The following is a 19,983-nucleotide window of genomic DNA, read 5'->3' as shown; positions in this document are numbered from 1 at the left end:
AACAGCAGGAAGTGCGGTCTGCGCGGGGATGGGACGGAGGAGCGTGTGCCGCCTACGATGAGCCGCATGGGTGACGTACTGGCCGGATTTCATGCCGCCTGGGAGTTCGAGTCCGACTCCGTGGTCATCCGTTACGAACGTGGCATTCGAACACCCAAGCTATTTCAGGCGCTCGGTGAACGCCGGATCCCCTTCGAGGCGATCGAGGCGGTGGCGCTCACGCCCGGCCGGCGCGGCACGGTCGTGCTCCGCGCGGTGCCCCGGCCGGGTGCCGATCCGCTGATGGAGGCGGCCGCGGGTCAGCTGAAGGAGAGCTGCGATCCCTATCGGCTGGTGTTGCCCGCCGAGCGCGAGACGCTCGCCGAGTACTACGCCGACGAGTTGCGGGCGCAGCTGAAGCCGGAGGGCCCTGCCGAGCGGTTCGTGGTGGCCGCGCCCGAGGTGCCCTTGCGGTTCAAGGCGTACGACGGGAAGGCGTCCTTCGACGGGAAGACCGTGTCGTTCCGGTGGTTCTGGACGGGGGCGTCGTCCGCGAAGTGGAAGGCCGGCGACCAGAGCTTCGCGATCGCCGACCTGAACGGGGTCGAGTGGCGGTCGCCCGAAGTCTTTGAGGGGCATCTACGGCTGTTGCGCGGGGCCGAGTCGCTTCTGCCGGTCGATCAGGATCCGGCCGCCGTGGTGTTCGGGCTCGGGTATGGGCCTGTGCACGAGTCTCTGCCGTTCGCGGCGGCGGTGCTTACGGCGGTGCGGTCTGGGCGGTCTGTGGCTGTGGTGCCGGTCGCTCGGCGTGATCCTGGGGACATCGCGGAGCGGATCCGGCACCTTGGTGAGTTGCATGCGGCGGGGCTGGTGACGGATGAGGAGTTCTCCGTGAAGAAAGCGGAGCTGCTGGCAGAACTTTGACTGCGGGCCGGTGGGGGCTGGTCGCGCAGTTCCCCGCGCCCCTAAAGCTTGCCCTACTCCCTGCTGGAAGAGGCGAAGGTCATGTCCGCGTAGCGGTCCCCCGCCACCTTTCCCGCGATCGGCTCCAGCAAGGTCAGCTCCTCGTCCGTCAGGACAATCGCTGTCGCCGCCGTGTTCTCCTCCACCCTGCCCGGCTTGGTCGTGCCCGGGATCGGGATGACCGGGAGGCCGTGGACCTGGGAGCGCTGTTGGACCCAGGCCAGGGCGATCTGGCCCAGCGAAGCCCCGTGCGCCTCGGCGACCGTCCGCACCGGCTCCAGGAGCGCGCCGTTGGCGGCCGCGTTCTCGCCGGTGAAGCGGGGCTGCGTGCGGCGGTAGTCGCCCTCTGTCAGGTCCTGGTCGGCGTTCGAGAACGAACCCGTGAGGAAGCCTCGGCCGAGGGGTGAGTACGGAACGACCGCCACGCCCAGGTCGGCCGCGGCGCCCACCAGGCTGATCTCGACGTCGCGGCTGAACAGTGACCACTCCGACTGGACGGCGGCGATGGGGTGGACGGCGTGGGCGGTCCGCAGTTCCGCACCCGTGACCTCGCTCAGGCCGAGGTGCTTCACCTTGCCCTCGGCCACCAGTTCCGCCATCGCGCCGACGGTGTCCTCGATGGGGACGGCCGGGTCGCGGCGGTGCATGTAGTAGAGGTCGATGACGTCGACGCCGAGGCGCTTGAGGCTCGCCTCGACCGCCTGGCGGATGTACGGGCGGTCGTTGCGGATGACGCGCCGGGTGGGCTCGCCGGACGGGATCGACAGGGCGAACTTGGTGGCGATGACGAGCTGGTCGCGGTGCGCCTTGAAGAACGGCGACAGGAACCGCTCGTTCTCTCCCTGGCCGTACGCGTCCGCCGTGTCGTACAGGGTCACGCCCAGGTCGAACGCGCGGTCCAGGGCGGCCTGCGACTGCTTCGCGTCCGAGGGGCCGTAGGCGAAGCTCATGCCCATGCATCCGAGGCCCTGGACGCCGACCTCGGGGCCGGCCGCGCCGAGCCGTGCGGTCGGGATCGGGGTGTCGGTCATCCGGCTTTCTCCTTCTCGTATGCGTGGGCCTCGCCGTAGAAGGCGATCTTCCGGTCGAGTACGGCGAGGGTGTCGTGCAGCTCGGCGATCCTGGCCAGGACGTCGCGGCGGGTCGCCTCCAGCAGGTCGAAGCGGTCGCCGTAGGTGTGGTCGCCCTCGCGGACCAGCTCGGCGTAGCGGACCATGTCGGCGACCGGCATGCCGGTCAGGCGGAGCTTGCCGACGAGGTCGAGCCAGTCGAGGTCGTGGTTGCTGTAGCGGCGCTGGCCGGTGTGCGAGCGGTCGATGTGCGGCATCAGCCCGATGCGCTCGTACCAGCGCAGGGTGTGTGCCGTCAGGCCGGTGAAGGCGACGACCTCGCTGATCGTGTAGCTGTCCTCGCCGTCCGGACGCCGCTCGCCCTGCGGCGGGCCCGCGCAAGTGTCGGTACTGGTACCCGTGGTCTCCATCACCGTCATGGCCACCACGCTATGGCCTTGGAGTGCACTCGAAGCAAGCGGAACCGGTAAGAAATCGACGGGACGCGCCAGGGGTGCGGTGGATAGCGTGCGGGACATGAGTCTCGTACGACGGGCAGCCCCCGACGATGCCGCCGAACTGCTGCGACTGCGCCAGGTGATGATCGACGCGCTGCCGGGTTCGGACCCCGGTACGGACTGGCACGCGGAGTCCCTGCCGACGCTGCGGAAGCGGCTCGCGTCGGACGAGGACTTCGGGGCGTTCGTCGTGGACCACCCCGATCGGCCGGGATCGCTGGCGGCCCTGGTCGTCGGCACGGTGGACTACCGGATCGGGAAGGCGGAGAACCCGCAGGGGAAGGCCGGGTTCGTCTTCAGCGTGGCCACCGACCCGGACGCGCGGCGCCGGGGGTACGCGCGCGCGTGCATGGAGGAGCTGCTCCAGTGGTTCCGCGAGCGCGGCGCGGGCCAGGTCCTCCTCACCGCCTCCCCCGACGCCGAGCCGCTCTACGCGTCCCTCGGCTTCACCCGCAAGCCCGACCCCATGATGGGGCTCATGCTCTGAACCACTTAGGCTCGGCGGCATGTCCTTGCAGAGCCTCGCGCTGATCGAGAACTGGCCGGTACCGACCGCGGCCGCGGGTGTCGTACGAGCCGACGGGACCGTCCTCGGGGCCCACGGCCCGGCCGGCCACCGCTTCCCGCTCGCCTCGGTCACCAAGCCGCTCGCGGCGTACGCCGCCCTCGTCGCGTACGAGGAGGGCGCGATCGAGCTGGACGAACCGGCGGGCCCGCCCGGCTCCACGGTCCGCCATCTCCTCGCCCACACCTCGGGGCTGGCCTTCGACGAACACCGCGTGACGGCCCCGCCCGGACAGCGCCGTCTGTACTCGAACGCGGGCTTCGAGCAACTCGGCGACCACCTCGCGAAGGCGACGGAGATCCCGTTCGCGGAGTACCTGCACCAGGCGGTCCTCGCCCCCCTGGGCATGACGTCGACGACGATGGAAGGCGCCAACTCCCCGGCGAAGGACGGCGTTTCGACGGTCGAGGACCTCCTCCGCTTCGCCGCCGAAGTCCAGGCCCCCCGCCTCCTCGACCCCCGCACGGTCGCCGAGGCGATGACGGTCCAGTACCCCGGCACGAAGGGCGTCCTCCCGGGCTACGGCCACCAGAACCCCAACGACTGGGGCCTCGGCTTCGAAATCCGCGACTCCAAGTCCCCGCACTGGACGGGGAGTTCGTCGTCCCCGCGCACGTTCGGTCACTTCGGCCAGTCCGGTACGTTCCTGTGGGTCGACCCGGCCGCGGGCGCGGCCTGCGTCGCCCTGACGGACCGGGCGTTCGGACCGTGGGCGGTGGAGGCGTGGCCACCGTTCACGGACGCGGTGCTGGCCGAACTCTCCCCACACTGACGGGCGTTGGCTCTCCGGCGCTAGGTCATCTCCCACATCAACACCTCGGCCCCGGTAGCCGCCGCCTCCACCACCAGATCCCGCGCGTCCGTGATCCGGGCCGCATCCCCCGGCCCCAACTTCTCCCCGCCCAGGCCCACTTCACCGCGCACCACATGGACGTACACATGCACGGCGTCCGGTACGGCCGTGCGTTCACCGGGTACGAGCCGGCGCACATGCAGCATCGCGCCGGCCTCCGGCACCGCGTACGGCGTGGAGTCGGCGATGCCGTGCACGATCCCGTACGACGGTTCGCCACCCGGCTCCAGTGGGGCGAGCCACATCTGCACGAAGGTCAGGGGGCTGTCGGCGTCGTTCCGCTCGACGTGCCGAACGCCGGCCGCCGAGCTGAGGCGCTGGACGTCACCGGGCCGGACCCGCGTCAAATGCCCCGTGGAGTCGCGATGGCTCAACTCCCCTTCCACTACCCAGGTGATGATCTCGGTGTGGCTGTGCGGGTGCTCGTCGAAACCGGCACCAGGAGCGAGCCGTTCCTCATTACACGCGATGATCGCGCCGAACCGCAGGTTGTCGGGGTCATAGTGCGGCCCGAAGGAAAAGGCATGCCACGACTGAATCCCGGCCTGCGGGTCACCCCCTGGGTAGCGCTCGCCGGAGCGCCGTACGTCCATCACGGGGACAACGGTAGCCCTGGGGGGCGGGGCTGATCCCAACGGCGGGTGGGCGGAGCGGGGCGAGTGCGGGTGTACCGCTCGGCGTATCGAGTGGGGCGCGGGTGCGTCTCCTGCCCCACTAGCCGATTGCGGCTGCGCCTCCTGACCCGCCGAGCCGAACGCCGGTACACCTCTCAACCCACCGGGCCAGCCCGTAGCCCACCTCCAAACCCACCGGGTCCAACGCCGGACCACCCCACCCACTGAGCCGAGCGCTGGCACACCCCTCGCCCCACCGAGCCGAACGCGGTTGCACCTCCCAATCCACCGAGCCGAACGCCGGTACACCTCTCAACCCACCGGGCCAGCCCGTAGCCCACCTCCAAACCCACCGGGTCCAACGCCGGACCACCCCACCCACTGAGCCGAGCGCTGGCACACCCCTCGCCCCACCGAGCCGAACGCGGTTGCACCTCCCAATCCACCGAGCCGAGCGCCGGTACACCCCTCAATCCACCGAGCCAACCTGCGGCCCACTTCCAAACCCACCGAGCCGAACACCGGCACACCCACCGAGCCAGCCCGCGGCCACCTCGCCACCCACCGAGTCGAACACGGGCCCACCCCCGACCCACCGAGCCTGCCCATGGCCCACCTTCCAACCCACCGAGTCGGGTGGTGGGTGGGCATAGGCTTGGGGGTCTGGGGGCGGAGCCCCCAGGGACGGCGACCGCGACACCGGCCCAGGCAATCGCGACACCGGTCCAGGGACGACAACCCGACCCCGGCCCACGCACCCGCGACTCCGGCCCAGGTACGCCAACCTCAGTCCCGGCCCACCCAACCCCGGCCCAGGTACGCCAACCTCACCCCCAGCCCAGGTACGCCAACCCCAACCCCGGCCACACACCCGGCACCGTAAGCCCGCCCCCGTACCCGCCTCCAAAAGCCCGGCGCAGCCACCCGCACCGCACAGCCCCGCCCGGATAAGGCAGTCTTGTCCCGTGCCCGAACCCGAAACCAGCAGACCCGCAGGCCCCCTGCCCCGTGCCCACTCGCACCCGGCGACTCTGAAGCGGCTGGAGCAGTCGTCCGGGAGTCTCGCCGCCCAGGCCATCGCGCGCATGGACGAGACGCTGCCGTGGTACCGGGCGATGCCACCGGAGAACCGTTCCTGGATCGGGCTGGTCGCGCAGGCCGGTATCGCCGCGTTCACCGAGTGGTTCCGGCACCCGGACGCGCCGCAGGCCATCTCCACCGATGTCTTCGGAACCGCTCCCCGTGAGCTGACCCGCGCCATCACGCTCCGGCAGACCGTCGAGATGGTGCGGACGACCATCGAGGTCATGGAGTCCGCCATCGACGAAGTCGCCGCCCCCGGCGACGAGTCCGTACTCCGCGAGGCGCTCCTCGTCTACGCCCGGGAGATCGCCTTCGCCACCGCCCAGGTGTACGCGCAGGCCGCCGAGGCCCGCGGCGCGTGGGACGCCCGGCTGGAGTCCCTCGTCGTGAACGCCGTGCTGAGTGGGGAAGCCGATGAGGGGGCCGTCAGCCGGGCCGCCGCGCTCGGGTGGAACTCGCCCGAGCATGTCTGTGTCGTCCTGGGGACCGCTCCCGACGGCGACAGTGAGCTGACCGTCGAGGCGATTCGGCGGGCCGCCCGGCACGCCAAGCTCCAAGTGCTCACCGGGGTGCTCGGGGACCGGCTCGTCGTCATCGCCGGTGGGAGCGACAACCCGCTCGCCGTCGCCAAGTCGCTGATCGGGCCTTATGCCGCCGGACCCGTCGTCGCCGGCCCCATCGTGCCCGACCTGCTCGCCGCCACCCGCTCCGCGCAGGCCGCCGCCGCCGGGCTCAAGGCGTGCTCCGCCTGGCAGGACGCCCCGCGCCCGGTACTGGCGGACGACCTGCTTCCGGAACGCGCGATGGCCGGTGACCCCAGCGCCCGGGACCAGTTGGTGGAGGAGATCTACAGACCACTTGAAGAGGCCGGGTCCGCGCTCCTGGAGACGCTCAGTGTCTATCTGGAGCAGGCGAGCAGCCTCGAAGGTGCCGCGCGGATGCTGTTCGTCCATCCCAACACCGTGCGCTACCGGCTTCGACGTGTGACTGACGTCACCGGCTGGTCGCCGTCGGATGTACGGTCGGCGTTCACGCTGCGGATCGCGCTGATCCTGGGACGTCTGGCCGATGGAGATCCCCAGAACTAGCCTTTTGTCGGGGCTCCACAAAACCCCTTCCCGTTCTTCGTCCCTGTCCCCACGGGCGGCCGTGCCCGTCCCCAAGAGAGAGTGTGAGAGTGCTCGTACTCGTCGCTCCCGGCCAGGGCGCCCAGACGCCCGGCTTCCTGACCCCCTGGCTCGACCTCCCCGGTGTCGAGGACCGTCTGCGTGCCCTCTCGGCCGCCGCCGACCTCGACCTGGTGCACTACGGCACGGACGCCGACGCGGACGAGATCCGTGACACCGCCGTCGCCCAGCCGCTGCTCGTCGCCGCCGGACTGGTCTCCGCGGCCGCCCTCGGTGACGTGACACCGGGTGCCGTCGCCGGTCACAGCGTCGGCGAGATCACCGCCGCCGTCCTCGCGGGCGTCCTGGACGACACGGCCGCCCTGACCCTCGTACGCAAGCGCGGTCTGGCGATGGCCGAGGCTGCCGCGATCACCCCGACCGGGATGTCCGCGCTGCTCGGCGGCGACCCGGACACGACGGTCGCGCACCTGGAGAAGCTGGGCCTGACCCCGGCGAACGTGAACGGCGCGGGCCAGATCGTGGCCGCCGGCACGCTGGAGCAGCTCGCCGCCCTGGAGGCCGACAAGCCCGAGGGCGTGCGACGGGTCGTAGCCCTGAAGGTGGCCGGCGCGTTCCACACACGGCACATGGCCCCGGCGGTCGACACGCTCGCCAAGGCCGCGCAGGAACTGACGCCGGGCGACCCGACGATCACGTACGTCTCGAACAAGGACGGCAGGACCGTCGCCACCGGTGCCGAGGTGCTGGAGCGGCTGGTCGGCCAGGTCGCCAACCCGGTCCGCTGGGACCTGTGCATGGAGACCTTCAAGGAGCTCGGCGTCACCGCGCTCCTGGAGGTGTGCCCCGGCGGCACCCTGACCGGCCTCGCCAAGCGTGCCCTGCCCGGCGTGAAGACGCTGGCCCTGAAGACCCCGGACGACCTCGACGCGGCCCGCGAGCTCATCGCCGAGCACGCCAACGCCTGAAGAAGGAGCCGTACGAACATGTCGAAGATCAAGCCGAGCAAGGGCGCACCGTACGCGCGCATCCTCGGTGTGGGCGGTTACCGTCCGGTCCGTGTCGTCCCGAACGAGGTGATCCTGGAGACGATCGACTCGTCCGACGAGTGGATCCGCTCCCGTTCGGGCATCGAGACGCGGCACTGGGCGAACGACGAGGAGACCGTCGCCGCGATGTCCATCGAGGCGTCCGGCAAGGCGATCGCGGACGCGGGTATCACCGCCGAGCAGATCGGCGGCGTGATCGTGTCCACGGTCTCGCACTTCAAGCAGACCCCGGCCGTGGCGACGGAGATCGCCGACAAGCTGGGCACGAACAAGGCCGCCGCGTTCGACATCTCGGCGGGCTGCGCGGGCTTCGGCTACGGCCTCACCCTCGCGAAGGGCATGGTCGTCGAGGGCAGCGCGGAGTACGTGCTCGTCATCGGCGTGGAGCGGCTGTCCGACCTGACCGACCTGGAGGACCGCGCGACGGCCTTCCTGTTCGGTGACGGCGCGGGCGCGGTCGTGGTCGGCCCCGCCAAGGAGCCGATGATCGGTCCGACCGTGTGGGGTTCGGAGGGCGACAAGTCCGACACCATCAAGCAGACCGTGCCGTGGACCGAGTACGACAGCACGGGCAAGTTCCCTGCGATCACGCAGGAGGGCCAGGCGGTGTTCCGCTGGGCCGTGTTCGAGATGGCGAAGGTCGCCCAGCAGGCGCTGGACGCGGCCGGGATCACCCCGGACGACCTGGATGTCTTCATTCCCCACCAGGCCAACGAGCGGATCATCGACTCGATGGTGAAGACGCTGAAACTGCCGGAGCACGTCACGGTCGCGCGTGACGTACGCACCACCGGCAACACCTCGGCCGCCTCGATTCCGCTCGCTATGGAGCGGCTTCTGGCGACCGGCGAGGCCAAGAGCGGCGACACCGCGCTCGTCATCGGCTTCGGGGCGGGTCTCGTGTACGCCGCGACGGTCGTTACCCTCCCCTAGGCACTCCGTGCCGGATCATCATCGGATCCGGTACGGCAGAACTCACCCGCCGCTGCCGCGGCGGGCAACGCCACACCCTCTGGATCACAAAGAAGGAGCGCCTGACATGGCCGCCACTCAGGAAGAGATCGTCGCCGGTCTCGCCGACATCGTGAACGAGATCGCCGGCATCCCGGTTGAGGACGTCCAGCTGGACAAGTCCTTCACCGACGACCTGGACGTCGACTCGCTGTCCATGGTCGAGGTCGTCGTCGCCGCCGAAGAGCGCTTCGACGTCAAGATCCCCGACGAGGACGTCAAGAACCTCAAGACGGTCGGCGACGCGACCGACTACATCCTCAAGCACCAGGCCTGAGCCACCTCATAGGCCCGGACCACCTGGTCCGAGCCGCCCCATAGGCCCGGCTGCATGGCCCCGCCACCCGGCGGTGGCGCCGCTTAATCCTCGTACCGTTGGAGAAAGAATTCCCGTGAGCCCGACCAATCGCACCGTGGTCGTCACCGGTATCGGCGCAACCACACCGCTGGGTGGCGACGCAGCCTCGACCTGGGAAGGCATGGTCGCCGGCAAGTCCGGCGTGAAGCCCCTGGAGCAGGAGTGGGCCGCCGAGCAGGCCGTCCGTATCGCCGCGCCGGCCGCTGTGGACCCCTCCGAGGTGATCCCGCGTCCGCAGGCCCGCCGTCTGGACCGCTCGGCGCAGTTCGCGCTGATCGCGGCCAAGGAGGCCTGGGCGGACGCCGGTTTCACCGACAAGGCCGGTGAGGACCCCGCCGTCGACCCCGACCGGCTGGGCACCGTCATCGCCTCCGGCATCGGCGGTGTGACGACCCTGCTCGACCAGTACGACGTGCTGAAGGAGAAGGGCGTACGCCGCGTCTCCCCGCACACCGTCCCCATGCTGATGCCGAACGGCCCGTCCGCCAACGTGGGTCTGCTCGTGGGCGCCCGCGCGGGCGTGCACACGCCGGTCTCCGCCTGCGCGTCGGGCGCCGAGGCCATCGGCTACGCCATCGAGATGATCCGCACCGGCCGCGCCGACGTCGTCGTCGCGGGTGGCACGGAGGCGGCGATCCACCCGCTGCCCATCGCCGCGTTCGGCAACATGATGGCGATGTCCAAGAACAACGACGACCCGCAGGGCGCCTCGCGTCCCTACGACACCGGCCGCGACGGCTTCGTCCTCGGCGAGGGCGCGGGTGTCCTCGTCCTGGAGTCCGCCGAGCACGCCGCGAAGCGCGGTGCCCGGGTGTACGCCGAGGCGGTCGGGCAGGGCATCTCCGCCGACGGCCACGACATCGTGCAGCCGGAGCCGGAGGGGCGTGGCATCTCCCAGGCCCTGCGGAACCTGATGTCCAACACCGACCTCGACGCGGCGGAGATCGTGCACGTGAACGCGCACGCGACGTCCACGCCGGCGGGTGACGTGGCCGAACTCAAGGCCCTGCGCAAGGTGTTCGGTGACGACGCGGACCACATGGCTGTCTCGGCCACGAAGTCGATGACCGGGCATCTGCTGGGTGGTGCGGGGGGTGTCGAGTCGGTCGCCACCGTGCTCGCGCTGTACAACCGGATCGCTCCGCCGACCATCAATGTCGAGAACCTCGACCCGGAGGCCGAGGCCAACGCGGATGTTGTTCGCGGGGAGGCTCGGAAGCTGCCGGTCGAGGGGCGGATTGCCGCTCTGAACGACTCGTTCGGGTTTGGTGGGCACAACGTGGTGTTGGCGTTCCGGACGGTCTGAGGCGGTTGCTGAACTGTGTGTGGCCCGCCCCCTGGGTATTGGGGGCGGGCCACATGTCGTTTGTCGGCTTACGGCCGGTGGGGGCTGGTCGCGCCCACGCGGCGGAGCCGCATATCGATACAGCCCCGCGCCCCTAAAAGCAGCGCCCCTGACCGGCGATTTTCAGACCACCTGGTGCAGCCAGCGGACCGGGGCGCCCTCGCCCGCGTATCTGAAAGGCTCCAGCTCGTCGTCCCAGGGCTTGCCCAGGAGTTTGGCGATTTCCGCTTCCAGGTCCGTCTCGCCCTGCTGAGACCGCGTCAGAGCCGCCCGCAGGCGGTCCTCCGGGATCAGGATGTCGCCGTGGATGCCGGTTACCGCGTGGAAGATGCCCAGTTCGGGGGTGCAGCTGTAGCGCTCGCCCTCGGCGGTGGGGTTGGGCTCGGCGGTCACCTCGAAGCGGAGGAGGTGCCAGCCGCGGAGGGCGGAGGCGAGCTTGGAGGCCGTGCCCGCCTCGGCCTGCCAGGAGAATTCGGAGCGCCACGTTCCGGGCGCCGCGGGCTGTCGGATCCAGTCGAGGCTGACGCGGATGCCGAGCACCCCGGCGACGGCCCACTCGACGTGCGGGCACAGCGCGCGCGGCGCGGAGTGCACGTACAGAACTCCACGTGTCGTCACCGGGACCTCCGGACAGAGCGGGGCATCTTGCTGACTGGCGAACGGCGGCGGCAGGGCAGCCACGTTGAGGGCGAGGCTACCGTGCGGCGGCGCGCGGAGTGTGACGTACCGTCCCTCCCGGTGTCAGGAAACGCCGCCATTCACCCATGGGGACGCTTGTACGGGGGTGTGCCGTTGCATCGCACACGTGCGGGAACCCTCGCGCGTTGTCATGGGAGGGGACCGCTACACGACATCAAGGGGCTGGGCCAGGGCATGCGAAACCGACGTCACCGTTCACAGGCCGTGCTCGCCGTCCTGGTGGCGACCGTCCTGGGAGCCGCAGGCTGCGACTCCGGCGGAGGTGGCTCCGCCGACGCGCACAGCAAGAGCGGTACGGCGGCCAAGGCGAAGCCCTCCCCCGCCCCGCTGTGGGACAGCAGCCCGTCCTCGGTCGCGGCGGTCGGTGACTCCATCACCCGCGGCTTCGACGCCTGTTCGGTCCTGTCGGACTGCCCTGAGGTGTCCTGGGCGACGGGCAGCTCCGCCTCGGTCGACAGTCTCGCCGTACGGCTGCTGGGGAAGGCGGGCGCGGCCACGCGCAGCTGGAACTACGCGGAGACCGGGGCGCGGATGGCCGACCTGCCCGCGCAGATCGGCCAGGCGGCGGCCCGCAAGCCGCAGTTGGTCACGGTGATGGTGGGGGCCAATGACGCCTGCGCGGCCTCGACCTCGGCCATGACCTCCGTCCCGGACTTCCGCGCCGACTTCGAGACCTCGCTGAAGACGCTCCGCCGGGCACTGCCGAAGACGCAGGTCTACGTCGCGAGCGTGCCGAATCTCAAGCGGCTCTGGTCGCAGGGGCGGACGAACCCGATGGGCAAGGAGGTGTGGAAGCTGGGCATCTGCCCCTCGATGCTGGCCGACGCGGACGCCCTGGACTCGGCGGCGACGGAGCGGCGCGACACGGTACTGGACCGGGTGGAGGCGTACAACAAGGTCCTTGGGCAGGTGTGCGCGACGGACGAGCGGTGCCGTTTCGACGGAGGCGCGGTCTACGACTACCGCTTCGGCACGGACCAGTTGAGCCACTGGGACTGGTTCCACCCCAGCACGGACGGCCAGGCACGGCTCGCCGAGATCGCCTACCGTCACGTCACCGCGCGCACACCCGTGACCTAGGGTTTCCCTCATGAGCGAACTTTTCGGCACCCTTCCCGACGGCACGCCCGTGCACCGCTGGACGTTGGAGCGGGCCGGTGTGCGGGTGCGGGTGCTGTCGTACGGCGGGATCGTGCAGTCGGTGGAGGTGCCGGACCGGGACGGGCACGCGGCGGACGTGGTACTCGGGTTCGCTGATCTGGACGGGTATCTCGCCCATCCCGAGCCGTATCTGGGGGCGTTGGTCGGGCGGTACGCGAACCGGATCGCGGGCGGCCGTTTCCCGCTGGAGGGCGTCACGTACTCGCTGGCGCAGAACAACGCGCCCAACTCCCTGCACGGCGGCGAGCACGGCTTCGACAAGCGCGTGTGGGACGTCGAGCCCGTCGAGCACGGGGTGCGGCTCAGCCGGGTCAGCGCCCACGGCGAGGAGGGCTTCCCGGGGCGCCTCGCCGTCACGGCGACGTACACGCTGGACGCGTCGGGCGCGCTCCACTTCGTCTACGAGGCGACGACGGACGCGCCGACCGTCGTGAACCTCACCAACCACAGCTACTTCGACCTGAGCGGCGCGGGCAGCACGGGCGGCGCGGGTGGTCATGAACTCCGGCTCGCCGCTTCCCGGTTCACGCCGGTCGACGGCGACCTGATCCCGACCGGTGCGCTCGACGACGTGACGGGCACGCGCTTCGACTTCCGTGAGGCGCGGAAGGTGGGTTCCGGCTACGACCACAACTTCGTGCTGGACAAGGGCCTGACCCCGGCCCCGGTCGAGATCGCCGAGCTGTACGACCCGGCGTCCGGGCGGGTGTTGACGGTGGCGACGACCGAGCCCGGCATCCAGCTCTACACCGGTGAGCACCTGGCCGACCCGTTCGCCCCGGGTGCCGGGATCGCCCTGGAGACCCAGCACTTCCCGGACTCCCCCAACCGCCCGGAGTTCCCGAGCACGGAACTGCGCCCGGGCGACACGTACCGCTCGGAGACGGTGTACGGCTTCGCGGCCCGCTGAGTTGGGGCCCGGGCAGGAATGAGCCCCGGTCCAGGGGTCAGGTCCCGGACCGGGGCTGTCTGAGGGGACGGCGTCCCGGGTCAGACGTTAATCGTCGTCGCGACCCTGCGGTCGGTGATCGAGCGCCCGGCCTGGATCTCGTACGAACCCTTTACAAATGCCCACGCGTTCGCCGTCTCATCCCAGATCTCGAAAGATCGGCGCGGAAGTTCGACGACCACGTCGACACTCTCACCGGGCCCGGCCTCGACCCCGGCGAATCCGGCCAGCCAGCGGGCGGGACGCTCCGGGTCGGCCTCGACGGGGGCGTCGGCGGGGGCCAGATAGACCTGGACGACCTCACGGCCGTGCCGGGCACCGGAGTTGGTGACGCGGACGGTGACGGACGTACCGCCGCCCTCGGTCTCCGCCTCAATGGCGTCGTAGCTCCAGTCGGTGTAACCGAGGCCGTGCCCGAAGGGGTACGACGGGGTGCGGCCCGCCTTCTCCCAGGCGCGGTAGCCGATGAACACGCCCTCGGTGTACGGGAGTTCGCCGTTCTCGGGGACGACCTGGGTGACCGGGGCGTCGGTGAGGGAGCCCCAGGTGGTGGGGAGCCGGCCGCCGGGTTCGTGGATGCCGGTGAGGACGTCGGCGAGGGCGGCGCCACCCTCCTGGCCGGGGAACCAGCCGAGCAGGACGGCGGCGACCTCGTCGCGCCAGGGCAGTTCGACCGGGGAGCCGGAGTTGACGATCACGACGGTGTTCGGGTTGGCGGCGGCGACGGCGTGCACCAAGTCGTCCTGGCGGCCGGGGAGTTGGAGGTCCGTCCGGTCGTAGCCCTCGGACTCGACGCGTTCGGTGGTGGCGACCACGACGACGGCGGTGTCGGCGGTGCGGGCCAACTCGACGGCCTCGGCGATGAGTTCGTCGGGGTCGCGCTGCGGTTCCTGGTGGACGAGGGTGAAGCCGACGACCTTGAGGTCGCGGTTCTCGGCGAAGCTCACGACGTAGGTCAGGGACACCTCGACCGGGGTGCCGGCGGTGAGGTCGACGCGGGCGCGGGGTTCGGGGGCGCCGAAGAAGGAGCTGAACGGGTCGTCCTTGAGGGGGCGTTGGACGTCGTCGTAGTACGTCGTGCCGTCGACGGTGAGGGTGAAGGCGCCGAGTCCCTTGATGCCGAAGGTGTGTTGGCCGGTGTCGCGCGGGGTGAAGGTGCCGGCGAGTTCGACGGTGTGCAGGGTGTCGTGGGTGACGCCCTCGGGGAGGTCGTCACCCATCCACCGGAGCTGTCCGCTGGGCGCGGAGGCGGTGCCGATGACCTGGCCCGCCGTGTCCCGGCAGACGGCGCGCAGCTCGAACCCCTTGTCGGCGTCGGCGAGTTCGGTGTTCGGGTCGGCGCCGACGGCGTAGGTGAGGGTGCCGTCGGGGAGGGCGGCGGTGAGGCCGTCGAGCGGGGAGACGACGTGGGGCGGGAAGACGATGGCGGAGCCGCCGCCGAGGACGCGGGCGTCGCGGGCGGCGGCGCCGAGGAGAGCGACGGTGCCGTTCGGCTTCAGCGGGAGGGCGTCGTTCTCGTTCCGGACGAGGACGAAGGAGCGGCGGGCGATCTCGCGGGCGAGGGCCTCGCCGTCGACAGGGGAAGGGAGTTGGGCTTCCGCCACGACAGGCTCGGCGCCGTCCAGGATGCCGACGCGGGCGGCGAGGCGCAGCACGTTCCGTACAGCGGTGTCGACGGTGGTCTCCTCGACCTCGCCGTCGCGCACGGCCCGGGCGAGGGCCTCGCCGTAGACGGTCTTCGGGCCGGGCATGGCGGCGTCGAGGCCGCCCTCGATGGTGCCGACGGTGGAGCGGGCGGCGGTCCAGTCGGAGACGTTGAAGCCGTCGAAGCCCCATTCGCCGCGCAGGATCTCGTTCACCAGGTAGCGGTGCTCGGTCATCGTCGTGCCGTTGACCGTGTTGTAGGCGGTCATGATGCCCCAGGGGTGGGCGTTCTCGACGATGAGCTCGAAGGGGGCCAAGTACAGCTCGCGCAGGGTGCGTTGGGAGATCACGTTGTCGACGGTGAAGCGGTCGGTCTCGGCGTCGTTGGCGACGAAGTGCTTGACGGTGGTGCCGACACCGCCGGACTGGACGCCCTCGACGTACCCGACGCCGATCCGTCCGGTGAGGTACGGGTCCTCGCTGTACGCCTCGAAGTGCCGTCCGCCGAGCGGGGAACGGTGGAGGTTGACGGTCGGCGCGAGCAGGACGTGAACGCCCTTGCGGCGGGCCTCCTGGGCGAGCAACACGCCCGCACGGTGGGCGAGTTCGGGGTCCCAACTCGCGGCGAGGGCGGTGGGGGACGGCAGCGCGACGGACGGATCGTCGGCGGTCCAGCGCACACCGCGGACGCCGATCGGGCCGTCGGACATGACGAGGGACTTGAGGCCGATCTCCGGGAGCGCGGGCAGCGACCACATGTCCTGCCCGGCGAGCAGCCGCGCCTTGGCATCCAGGTCGAGCTTGCCGAGGGCCGCCTCGACGACCGCCTCTACCGCTCCGACCGCTTCGACTGCCTTACGGGGTCCCGCCATCCCGGTGCCTCCTCGCTGAGTCCGTGTGGTGCCGTGCCTCCATCGTGCATCGGTTACCTGTAGAGCGGTAGGTTTCGTAACCTTGCTGTTATGTGAACGGTCACCGGGTGTCGTACGGTGACGCCATGAACGCCACGAACTCCAGGACCCGGCGCGAGGAACGACGCGCCGAGATCGTGCGGGCGACCCTGGAGGTGATCGCCGAGCGCGGCTACCGGGGCACGAGCCTGGCGGCGGTGGCGGAACGCGTCGGTCTGACCCAGCAGGGCCTGCTGCACTACTTCCCCACGAAGGACGCGCTGCTCGTGGCCGTCCTGGAGGAACGGGACCAGTGGGACGCCGTACCGGACAGCCGGTGGCGCGTCGACCTGCTGGCGTCCCTGGTCGAGTACAACGCGATGCGGCCCGGGATCATCCAGACGTTCTCCGCCCTCCTCGGCGAGAGCGTGACGGAGGGGCATCCGGCGCGGGACTACTTCAGCGAGCGGTACGTCCGCGTCCGGGCGAGCATGGCGGGGGTCCTGCGCGCCGAGTACGGCGACCGCCTGCCGAACGGCCTGACGCCCGAGCGGGCGGCTCCGCTGCTGGTCGCGGTGATGGACGGGTTGCAGTACCAGTGGCTGCTGGATCCGGAGTCGGTGGACATGCCGGGGGCGTTCCGGGACTTCTTGGCGCTGCTGGGCGAGGAAGTACAGGGGGGCACGGAGACGTAGGAGGTTCGGCCGGCTCCGGGCCGGTCAACTCCCTCGCTACTGCCGCCAGATGACGGCCAGCGTCTTGCTCACCACACACACGAGAGCGAGGACGAGGGCCCAGTCGTAAGCACCTGCAAGACCCAGCGCGGCGACCCCGGCCCCGAACCACACCACCTCGAACCCGACCCGCCCGGCGCCCCGCACCTTGTACTTGGCCTTCGGCGACCCGCACAACCCCCACAACACGGCCAGCACGACGGGCCCACCGACACCGAGCAGCCAGGTCAGCGGCGTGGCGAGATCCCGCGTGAACCCCCAGTAGCCGACGGCCACGAGGGCGCCGACCTCGATGGCGAAGAGAACACCGAGGTTCGCCGCCTTGGCCGTGTCCACTGGCTTCACTGCCTTCGCTGCCGTCATGGGCGGCAGTATCGCTCGGAGGGGATCACGCTGTCGCGGGTGCGACGGCCACGACTTCGACCAGCGCCTCCAGCCGGAACGGGCCAGGAACTGCCTTCTCACGGTGCCGTATTCGTCGAGCCTGGTGATGTCGGTCAGGTGGATGCGGATGTTGATGACGTCGACGAGGAGGTACGAACGCCGGTCTGTGGAAATCGGCCCGTTGGAGGTCGCCGGTGAGCGGGTGGGGTTCAGGGCGTTCGCCACCGCGGACTCGGCGCTGGTGCCGCGCGCTCTCGCCGCGTTCTGGGACCGGCACCCGGGTGTACTGCTGTCCCGTGAGGAGGGCCTCACCCCGCGTCTCCTGGACCGGCCGGCCTCCGGGCACCTCGACCTGGCGATCGTCTCCACGACGGGACGCGCTCCGCTCGACGCGTACGAACTCCACCATCTTCTCGACGAGTCGCTGTACGTCGCTGTACCGGCCGACCACCCCCTCGCCGACCAGGGACCGGTCCGACTCTCCCAACTCGCCGACGCAGACTGGATATCGGGCAGCACCCGCCCCGAGGGCACCCTCCTCGACGCGGCCCTCCGACAGGGGTTCCGGCCGCGTGTCGCCCACGTCGTCGCCGAGTGGACCGCGAAGGAGGGGTACGTCGCCGCCGGCCTCGGTGTGACCCTGGTGCCGGCCCTCGCCGCCGACTCCGGACGACCGGACATCGTGCTGCTGCCGCTGCTGGACGAGGGGGCGCCGGCGCGGGCGGTGTATGCGGCGACGGTTCGGGGGCGGGCGCTGTCGGTGGCGGGGGCGGCGTTCCTCGGGGTGCTGGAGGAGGAGGTGGGGCGGATCGGATCGCCCGTCGCACCCGTGGCGTAGACCACTCCCGTCACGCGATACTGCGGCCGTCCGGCACCGCACCGCACCCCACTGCGAACGGAAGGCCTCAACCACCTTGAACGTCATACGAGTTCGGACCAGCATCCTCGGACTGGCCCTGCTGGCCGGTTTCTCCGCCCCCAGTACCGGGGCGGCGGCCGACACCACCCTGTCCCCGACCGTCGAGGAGCAACGGCTCGACAAGGAAGTCCCCCAGGAGATCCTTGAGCACTCCGGATTCGACACCGTGGCCCCGGAGTTCACCCACGCGCTCGAAGGGGCGCGCAGTTACGCGCAGGCCCGCCGGATCGTCGTACGCGAGGGAACCGCGCTGTGGCGGCGGGCCGTGGCGCGGGCTCAGGGGCGGGGGCCCGCCGGCGGGGATCTGTCCCGGGACGACGATCGGCCGTTGTACTGGGCCCGGTTGGGGATGACTCGGGAAGTGCGGGAGTGGGAGCCCGAGTTCGGTATCTCGGAGGGGCAACGGGCCGCTCTGCTCGGGCAGTTGGAAGTGACCTCGCGGGGGCAGAGCAGTATCCGGTATCCGCACGAGAAGGGGATCAAGCGGATTCTCGTGACCGGGTTCGACCCGTTCACGCTCGACGCGGACATCCGGATCTCCAATCCGTCCGGGGCCACCGCGCTCGCGCTCGACGGCACGGTGATCCGGACGGCGGACGGACCGGCGCGGATCGAGACGGCCATGTTCCCGGTGCGGTGGGCGGACTTCGCGGACGGGACCGTGGAGCGGGCGTTGCGGCCGTATCTGCCGAAGGTGGATCTGTTCACCACCGTGAGCCAGGGGCGGGTCGGCCGGTTCGACGTCGAGCGGACCAACGGGGCCTGGCGGGGCGGGTATCCGGACAACGACAACGTGTCGAAGACCGGGACCGTGCCTGTCGACGATCCGGGCTCGCAGCCCCAGTGGACGTCGACGACCCTGCCGTACAAGGCGATTGTGGCCGCCGACACCGGGCGGTTCCCCGTGTACGACCACACCGAGGTGACCGAGATACCGGCCGGGGCGACCGATCCCGTCGTACGGCCGGACGGGCCCACCGCGGGGTCCACGGCCCGTGCCGGGGGTGGCGGGAACTACCTCTCCAACGAGATCGCCTACCGCGCCACGCTGCTCCGGGACCGGCTCGGGCTGCACGATTCGCTGCCGGGTGGTCATATCCACACGCCGGTACTGCAGTTCGGGGCGGGGAACACGGACCCGGCGACGGGGACGATCACCGATCCGGAGTTCGTGCGGAACCGGGTGGACATCATCGCGCAGGTCAGGGCGATGGTGACCGTGGCGATGGACGCGTCACTGAGCGACTGACGCGGGGCCGGCTTCCGGGCCTCGCTCTTCCCTGTCCCCCTCTTCCCCGTCCCCCTCCTCGGTCTCCTCCCCCAACAGCTCCCGCGCCATCATCGTCGCCCCCGCCACCGCCCCCGGCATCAGGAACACCGCGACGAACGGGACCAGGAAGGAGAGGCCGAGGGGGGTGCCGAAGCCCCAGATCAGGGTCTTGCGGCTGCGGAGGAGGGTGAGGCGGGCGCGGAGGTCGATGCCTCTGCGTTGGAGGGCGACCGCCGTCAGCTCCTCCGTGAGGAAGAAGCCCGTGACGAAGAAACCGATCACCGGGATCGCCGTCTGGCCGATGAACGGGACGAAGCCCAGGGCGAAGAGGAGGACGCCCCACAGCACCGCGCGGACCAGGATGCGGAGGCTGTCGCGGGCCGAGATCCACAGTTCGCGCCAGAGGGGGAGGCCCGATTCGGGGGCCGTGCCGTCCGGGGAGACGTCCCGGTCGACCTTCTCGGAGAGGGTCTCGTAGAAGGGCTGGCCTATGAGGAGGGTGACGGCCGTGAAGGTCAACACCGAGAGCAGCAGGGCCAGTACGAACAGCACCGCCGTGAGGAAGCCGCGGAACAGGCCCTGCCACGGGCTCGACCAGTCGTCCGCGAAGGGCGTCGTCCAGGTGACGAAGTCCTGGCCCCAGAGCGCCAGCGCGACCAGCGCCGCCACGTACAGGACCAGCGTGATCAGGCCGGGGATCAGCCCGAAACCGTAGTGCCTCCCGTGCCGCGCCATCCAGCGCTGGCCCTTCAGGAGATAGCCGAACCCCGCGCCAAGATCATGCATGGGGCGAACTTTACGGTGCGCCTCACGCTCGGT

At 70.6% G+C, this 19,983-nt stretch carries 20 protein-coding genes; 13 read left to right on the top strand and 7 right to left on the bottom strand.

What is annotated here, in order from left to right; all coding sequences use genetic code 11:
• Positions 1 to 57 precede the first annotated feature (57 nt).
• Entirely contained in the window at positions 58 to 903 is an 846-nt protein-coding gene (locus tag OG504_RS36370) for a DUF4429 domain-containing protein (protein ID WP_405996533.1), read from the top strand.
• A 53-nt stretch (positions 904 to 956) separates the two neighbouring features.
• Here the strand turns inward: OG504_RS36370 and OG504_RS36365 are convergent, their stop codons facing one another.
• Both OG504_RS36365 and OG504_RS36360 read right to left on the bottom strand, forming a co-directional pair.
• On the bottom strand, positions 957 to 1,973 hold the full coding sequence (locus tag OG504_RS36365; RefSeq protein WP_405993590.1) for an aldo/keto reductase: 1,017 nt from the start codon (positions 1,971 to 1,973) through the stop codon (positions 957 to 959).
• On the bottom strand, positions 1,970 to 2,431 hold the full coding sequence (locus OG504_RS36360; RefSeq protein ID WP_405993589.1) for a MerR family transcriptional regulator: 462 nt from the start codon (positions 2,429 to 2,431) through the stop codon (positions 1,970 to 1,972). The genes OG504_RS36365 and OG504_RS36360 overlap by 4 nt, the downstream gene beginning before the upstream one ends.
• Positions 2,432 to 2,528: 97 nt before the next feature.
• On the opposite strand from OG504_RS36360, the gene OG504_RS36355 reads away from it, so the two are divergent.
• Positions 2,529 to 2,996: a GNAT family N-acetyltransferase gene (locus OG504_RS36355; RefSeq protein WP_405993588.1), complete on the top strand. Its 468-nt coding sequence runs from the start codon at positions 2,529 to 2,531 to the stop codon at positions 2,994 to 2,996.
• A 19-nt stretch (positions 2,997 to 3,015) separates the two neighbouring features.
• Entirely contained in the window at positions 3,016 to 3,846 is an 831-nt protein-coding gene (locus OG504_RS36350) for a serine hydrolase domain-containing protein (RefSeq protein ID WP_405993587.1), read from the top strand.
• 20 nt (positions 3,847 to 3,866) lie between these two features.
• On the opposite strand, the gene OG504_RS36345 is transcribed toward OG504_RS36350, so the two are convergent.
• Positions 3,867 to 4,520 (bottom strand): pirin family protein, encoded by a 654-nt coding sequence (locus OG504_RS36345; protein ID WP_405996532.1) that lies wholly within the window; start codon positions 4,518 to 4,520, stop codon positions 3,867 to 3,869.
• A 986-nt stretch (positions 4,521 to 5,506) separates the two neighbouring features.
• Here OG504_RS36345 and fasR point away from each other — a divergent pair.
• The 5 genes from fasR (at position 5,507) to OG504_RS36320 (ending at position 10,475) form a co-directional block, all read left to right on the top strand.
• Positions 5,507 to 6,712 (top strand): fatty acid biosynthesis transcriptional regulator FasR, encoded by a 1,206-nt coding sequence (gene fasR, locus OG504_RS36340; RefSeq protein ID WP_390159220.1) that lies wholly within the window; start codon positions 5,507 to 5,509, stop codon positions 6,710 to 6,712.
• Positions 6,713 to 6,801: 89 nt separating this feature from the next.
• Entirely contained in the window at positions 6,802 to 7,719 is a 918-nt protein-coding gene (locus OG504_RS36335; RefSeq protein WP_405996531.1) for an ACP S-malonyltransferase, read from the top strand.
• A gap of 18 nt (positions 7,720 to 7,737) precedes the next feature.
• Complete coding sequence (locus OG504_RS36330) at positions 7,738 to 8,733, top strand: ketoacyl-ACP synthase III (RefSeq protein ID WP_033286875.1); 996 nt, start codon at positions 7,738 to 7,740, stop codon at positions 8,731 to 8,733.
• Between the two features lie 106 nt (positions 8,734 to 8,839).
• Positions 8,840 to 9,088 carry an acyl carrier protein gene (locus OG504_RS36325; protein ID WP_015660680.1) on the top strand — a complete coding sequence of 83 codons (249 nt, stop codon included), beginning with the start codon at positions 8,840 to 8,842 and terminating at the stop codon, positions 9,086 to 9,088.
• 115 nt (positions 9,089 to 9,203) lie between these two features.
• Complete coding sequence (locus OG504_RS36320) at positions 9,204 to 10,475, top strand: beta-ketoacyl-[acyl-carrier-protein] synthase family protein (protein ID WP_405993586.1); 1,272 nt, start codon at positions 9,204 to 9,206, stop codon at positions 10,473 to 10,475.
• A 162-nt stretch (positions 10,476 to 10,637) separates the two neighbouring features.
• Here OG504_RS36320 and OG504_RS36315 read toward each other — a convergent pair whose 3' ends face one another.
• A complete protein-coding gene (locus OG504_RS36315) occupies positions 10,638 to 11,132 on the bottom strand; it encodes a DUF3145 domain-containing protein (protein ID WP_405993585.1) in 495 nt (164 codons plus the stop codon).
• A gap of 255 nt (positions 11,133 to 11,387) precedes the next feature.
• Between OG504_RS36315 and OG504_RS36310 the strand changes: the two genes are divergently transcribed.
• Together OG504_RS36310 and OG504_RS36305 are read left to right on the top strand one after the other, a co-directional pair.
• A complete protein-coding gene (locus OG504_RS36310) occupies positions 11,388 to 12,293 on the top strand; it encodes an SGNH/GDSL hydrolase family protein (RefSeq protein WP_405993584.1) in 906 nt (301 codons plus the stop codon).
• Positions 12,294 to 12,303: 10 nt separating this feature from the next.
• Positions 12,304 to 13,284: an aldose epimerase family protein gene (locus OG504_RS36305; protein WP_405993583.1), complete on the top strand. Its 981-nt coding sequence runs from the start codon at positions 12,304 to 12,306 to the stop codon at positions 13,282 to 13,284.
• 80 nt (positions 13,285 to 13,364) lie between these two features.
• Here OG504_RS36305 and OG504_RS36300 read toward each other — a convergent pair whose 3' ends face one another.
• Complete coding sequence (locus OG504_RS36300; RefSeq protein ID WP_405993582.1) at positions 13,365 to 15,839, bottom strand: beta-glucosidase; 2,475 nt, start codon at positions 15,837 to 15,839, stop codon at positions 13,365 to 13,367.
• Between the two features lie 107 nt (positions 15,840 to 15,946).
• Here OG504_RS36300 and OG504_RS36295 point away from each other — a divergent pair, with 107 nt between their 5' ends.
• Entirely contained in the window at positions 15,947 to 16,552 is a 606-nt protein-coding gene (locus OG504_RS36295; protein WP_405993581.1) for a TetR/AcrR family transcriptional regulator, read from the top strand.
• A 36-nt stretch (positions 16,553 to 16,588) separates the two neighbouring features.
• Here OG504_RS36295 and OG504_RS36290 read toward each other — a convergent pair whose 3' ends face one another.
• Positions 16,589 to 16,954: a YrdB family protein gene (locus OG504_RS36290; RefSeq protein ID WP_405993580.1), complete on the bottom strand. Its 366-nt coding sequence runs from the start codon at positions 16,952 to 16,954 to the stop codon at positions 16,589 to 16,591.
• Positions 16,955 to 17,108: 154 nt separating this feature from the next.
• Between OG504_RS36290 and OG504_RS36285 the strand changes: the two genes are divergently transcribed.
• Positions 17,109 to 17,813, top strand: a complete 705-nt coding sequence (locus tag OG504_RS36285) for a LysR substrate-binding domain-containing protein (protein ID WP_405993579.1) — start codon at positions 17,109 to 17,111, stop codon at positions 17,811 to 17,813.
• A 76-nt stretch (positions 17,814 to 17,889) separates the two neighbouring features.
• Positions 17,890 to 19,143 carry a pyroglutamyl peptidase gene (locus tag OG504_RS36280; protein WP_405993578.1) on the top strand — a complete coding sequence of 418 codons (1,254 nt, stop codon included), beginning with the start codon at positions 17,890 to 17,892 and terminating at the stop codon, positions 19,141 to 19,143.
• Here the strand turns inward: OG504_RS36280 and OG504_RS36275 are convergent.
• Positions 19,129 to 19,950, bottom strand: coding sequence for an EI24 domain-containing protein (locus OG504_RS36275; protein ID WP_405993577.1), 822 nt, complete (start codon positions 19,948 to 19,950; stop codon positions 19,129 to 19,131). The genes OG504_RS36280 and OG504_RS36275 overlap by 15 nt on opposite strands.
• Between the last annotated feature and the right edge of the window lie 33 nt (positions 19,951 to 19,983).

The organism is Streptomyces sp. NBC_00986 (genome assembly GCF_045162565.1).
GTDB lineage: Bacteria > Actinomycetota > Actinomycetes > Streptomycetales > Streptomycetaceae > Streptomyces.
Note: the sequence above shows the minus strand (reverse complement) of the source record. Positions and strands in the feature narration are given on the sequence as shown.

Excerpts from the sequence above, each read along its gene's own strand:
- OG504_RS36370 (WP_405996533.1), top strand. The coding sequence starts at position 58 with ATGAGCCGCATGGGTGACGTACTGGCCGGATTTCATGCCGCCTGGGAG.
- OG504_RS36365 (WP_405993590.1), bottom strand. The coding sequence starts at position 1,973 with ATGACCGACACCCCGATCCCGACCGCACGGCTCGGCGCGGCCGGCCCC.
- OG504_RS36360 (WP_405993589.1), bottom strand. The coding sequence starts at position 2,431 with ATGACGGTGATGGAGACCACGGGTACCAGTACCGACACTTGCGCGGGC.
- OG504_RS36355 (WP_405993588.1), top strand. The coding sequence starts at position 2,529 with ATGAGTCTCGTACGACGGGCAGCCCCCGACGATGCCGCCGAACTGCTG.
- OG504_RS36350 (WP_405993587.1), top strand. The coding sequence starts at position 3,016 with ATGTCCTTGCAGAGCCTCGCGCTGATCGAGAACTGGCCGGTACCGACC.
- OG504_RS36345 (WP_405996532.1), bottom strand. The coding sequence starts at position 4,520 with ATGGACGTACGGCGCTCCGGCGAGCGCTACCCAGGGGGTGACCCGCAG.
- OG504_RS36330 (WP_033286875.1), top strand. The coding sequence starts at position 7,738 with ATGTCGAAGATCAAGCCGAGCAAGGGCGCACCGTACGCGCGCATCCTC.
- OG504_RS36325 (WP_015660680.1), top strand. The coding sequence starts at position 8,840 with ATGGCCGCCACTCAGGAAGAGATCGTCGCCGGTCTCGCCGACATCGTG.
- OG504_RS36310 (WP_405993584.1), top strand. The coding sequence starts at position 11,388 with ATGCGAAACCGACGTCACCGTTCACAGGCCGTGCTCGCCGTCCTGGTG.
- OG504_RS36305 (WP_405993583.1), top strand. The coding sequence starts at position 12,304 with ATGAGCGAACTTTTCGGCACCCTTCCCGACGGCACGCCCGTGCACCGC.
- OG504_RS36300 (WP_405993582.1), bottom strand. The coding sequence starts at position 15,839 with ATGGCGGGACCCCGTAAGGCAGTCGAAGCGGTCGGAGCGGTAGAGGCG.
- OG504_RS36290 (WP_405993580.1), bottom strand. The coding sequence starts at position 16,954 with ATGACGGCAGCGAAGGCAGTGAAGCCAGTGGACACGGCCAAGGCGGCG.
- OG504_RS36285 (WP_405993579.1), top strand. The coding sequence starts at position 17,109 with ATGACGTCGACGAGGAGGTACGAACGCCGGTCTGTGGAAATCGGCCCG.
- OG504_RS36275 (WP_405993577.1), bottom strand. The coding sequence starts at position 19,950 with ATGCATGATCTTGGCGCGGGGTTCGGCTATCTCCTGAAGGGCCAGCGC.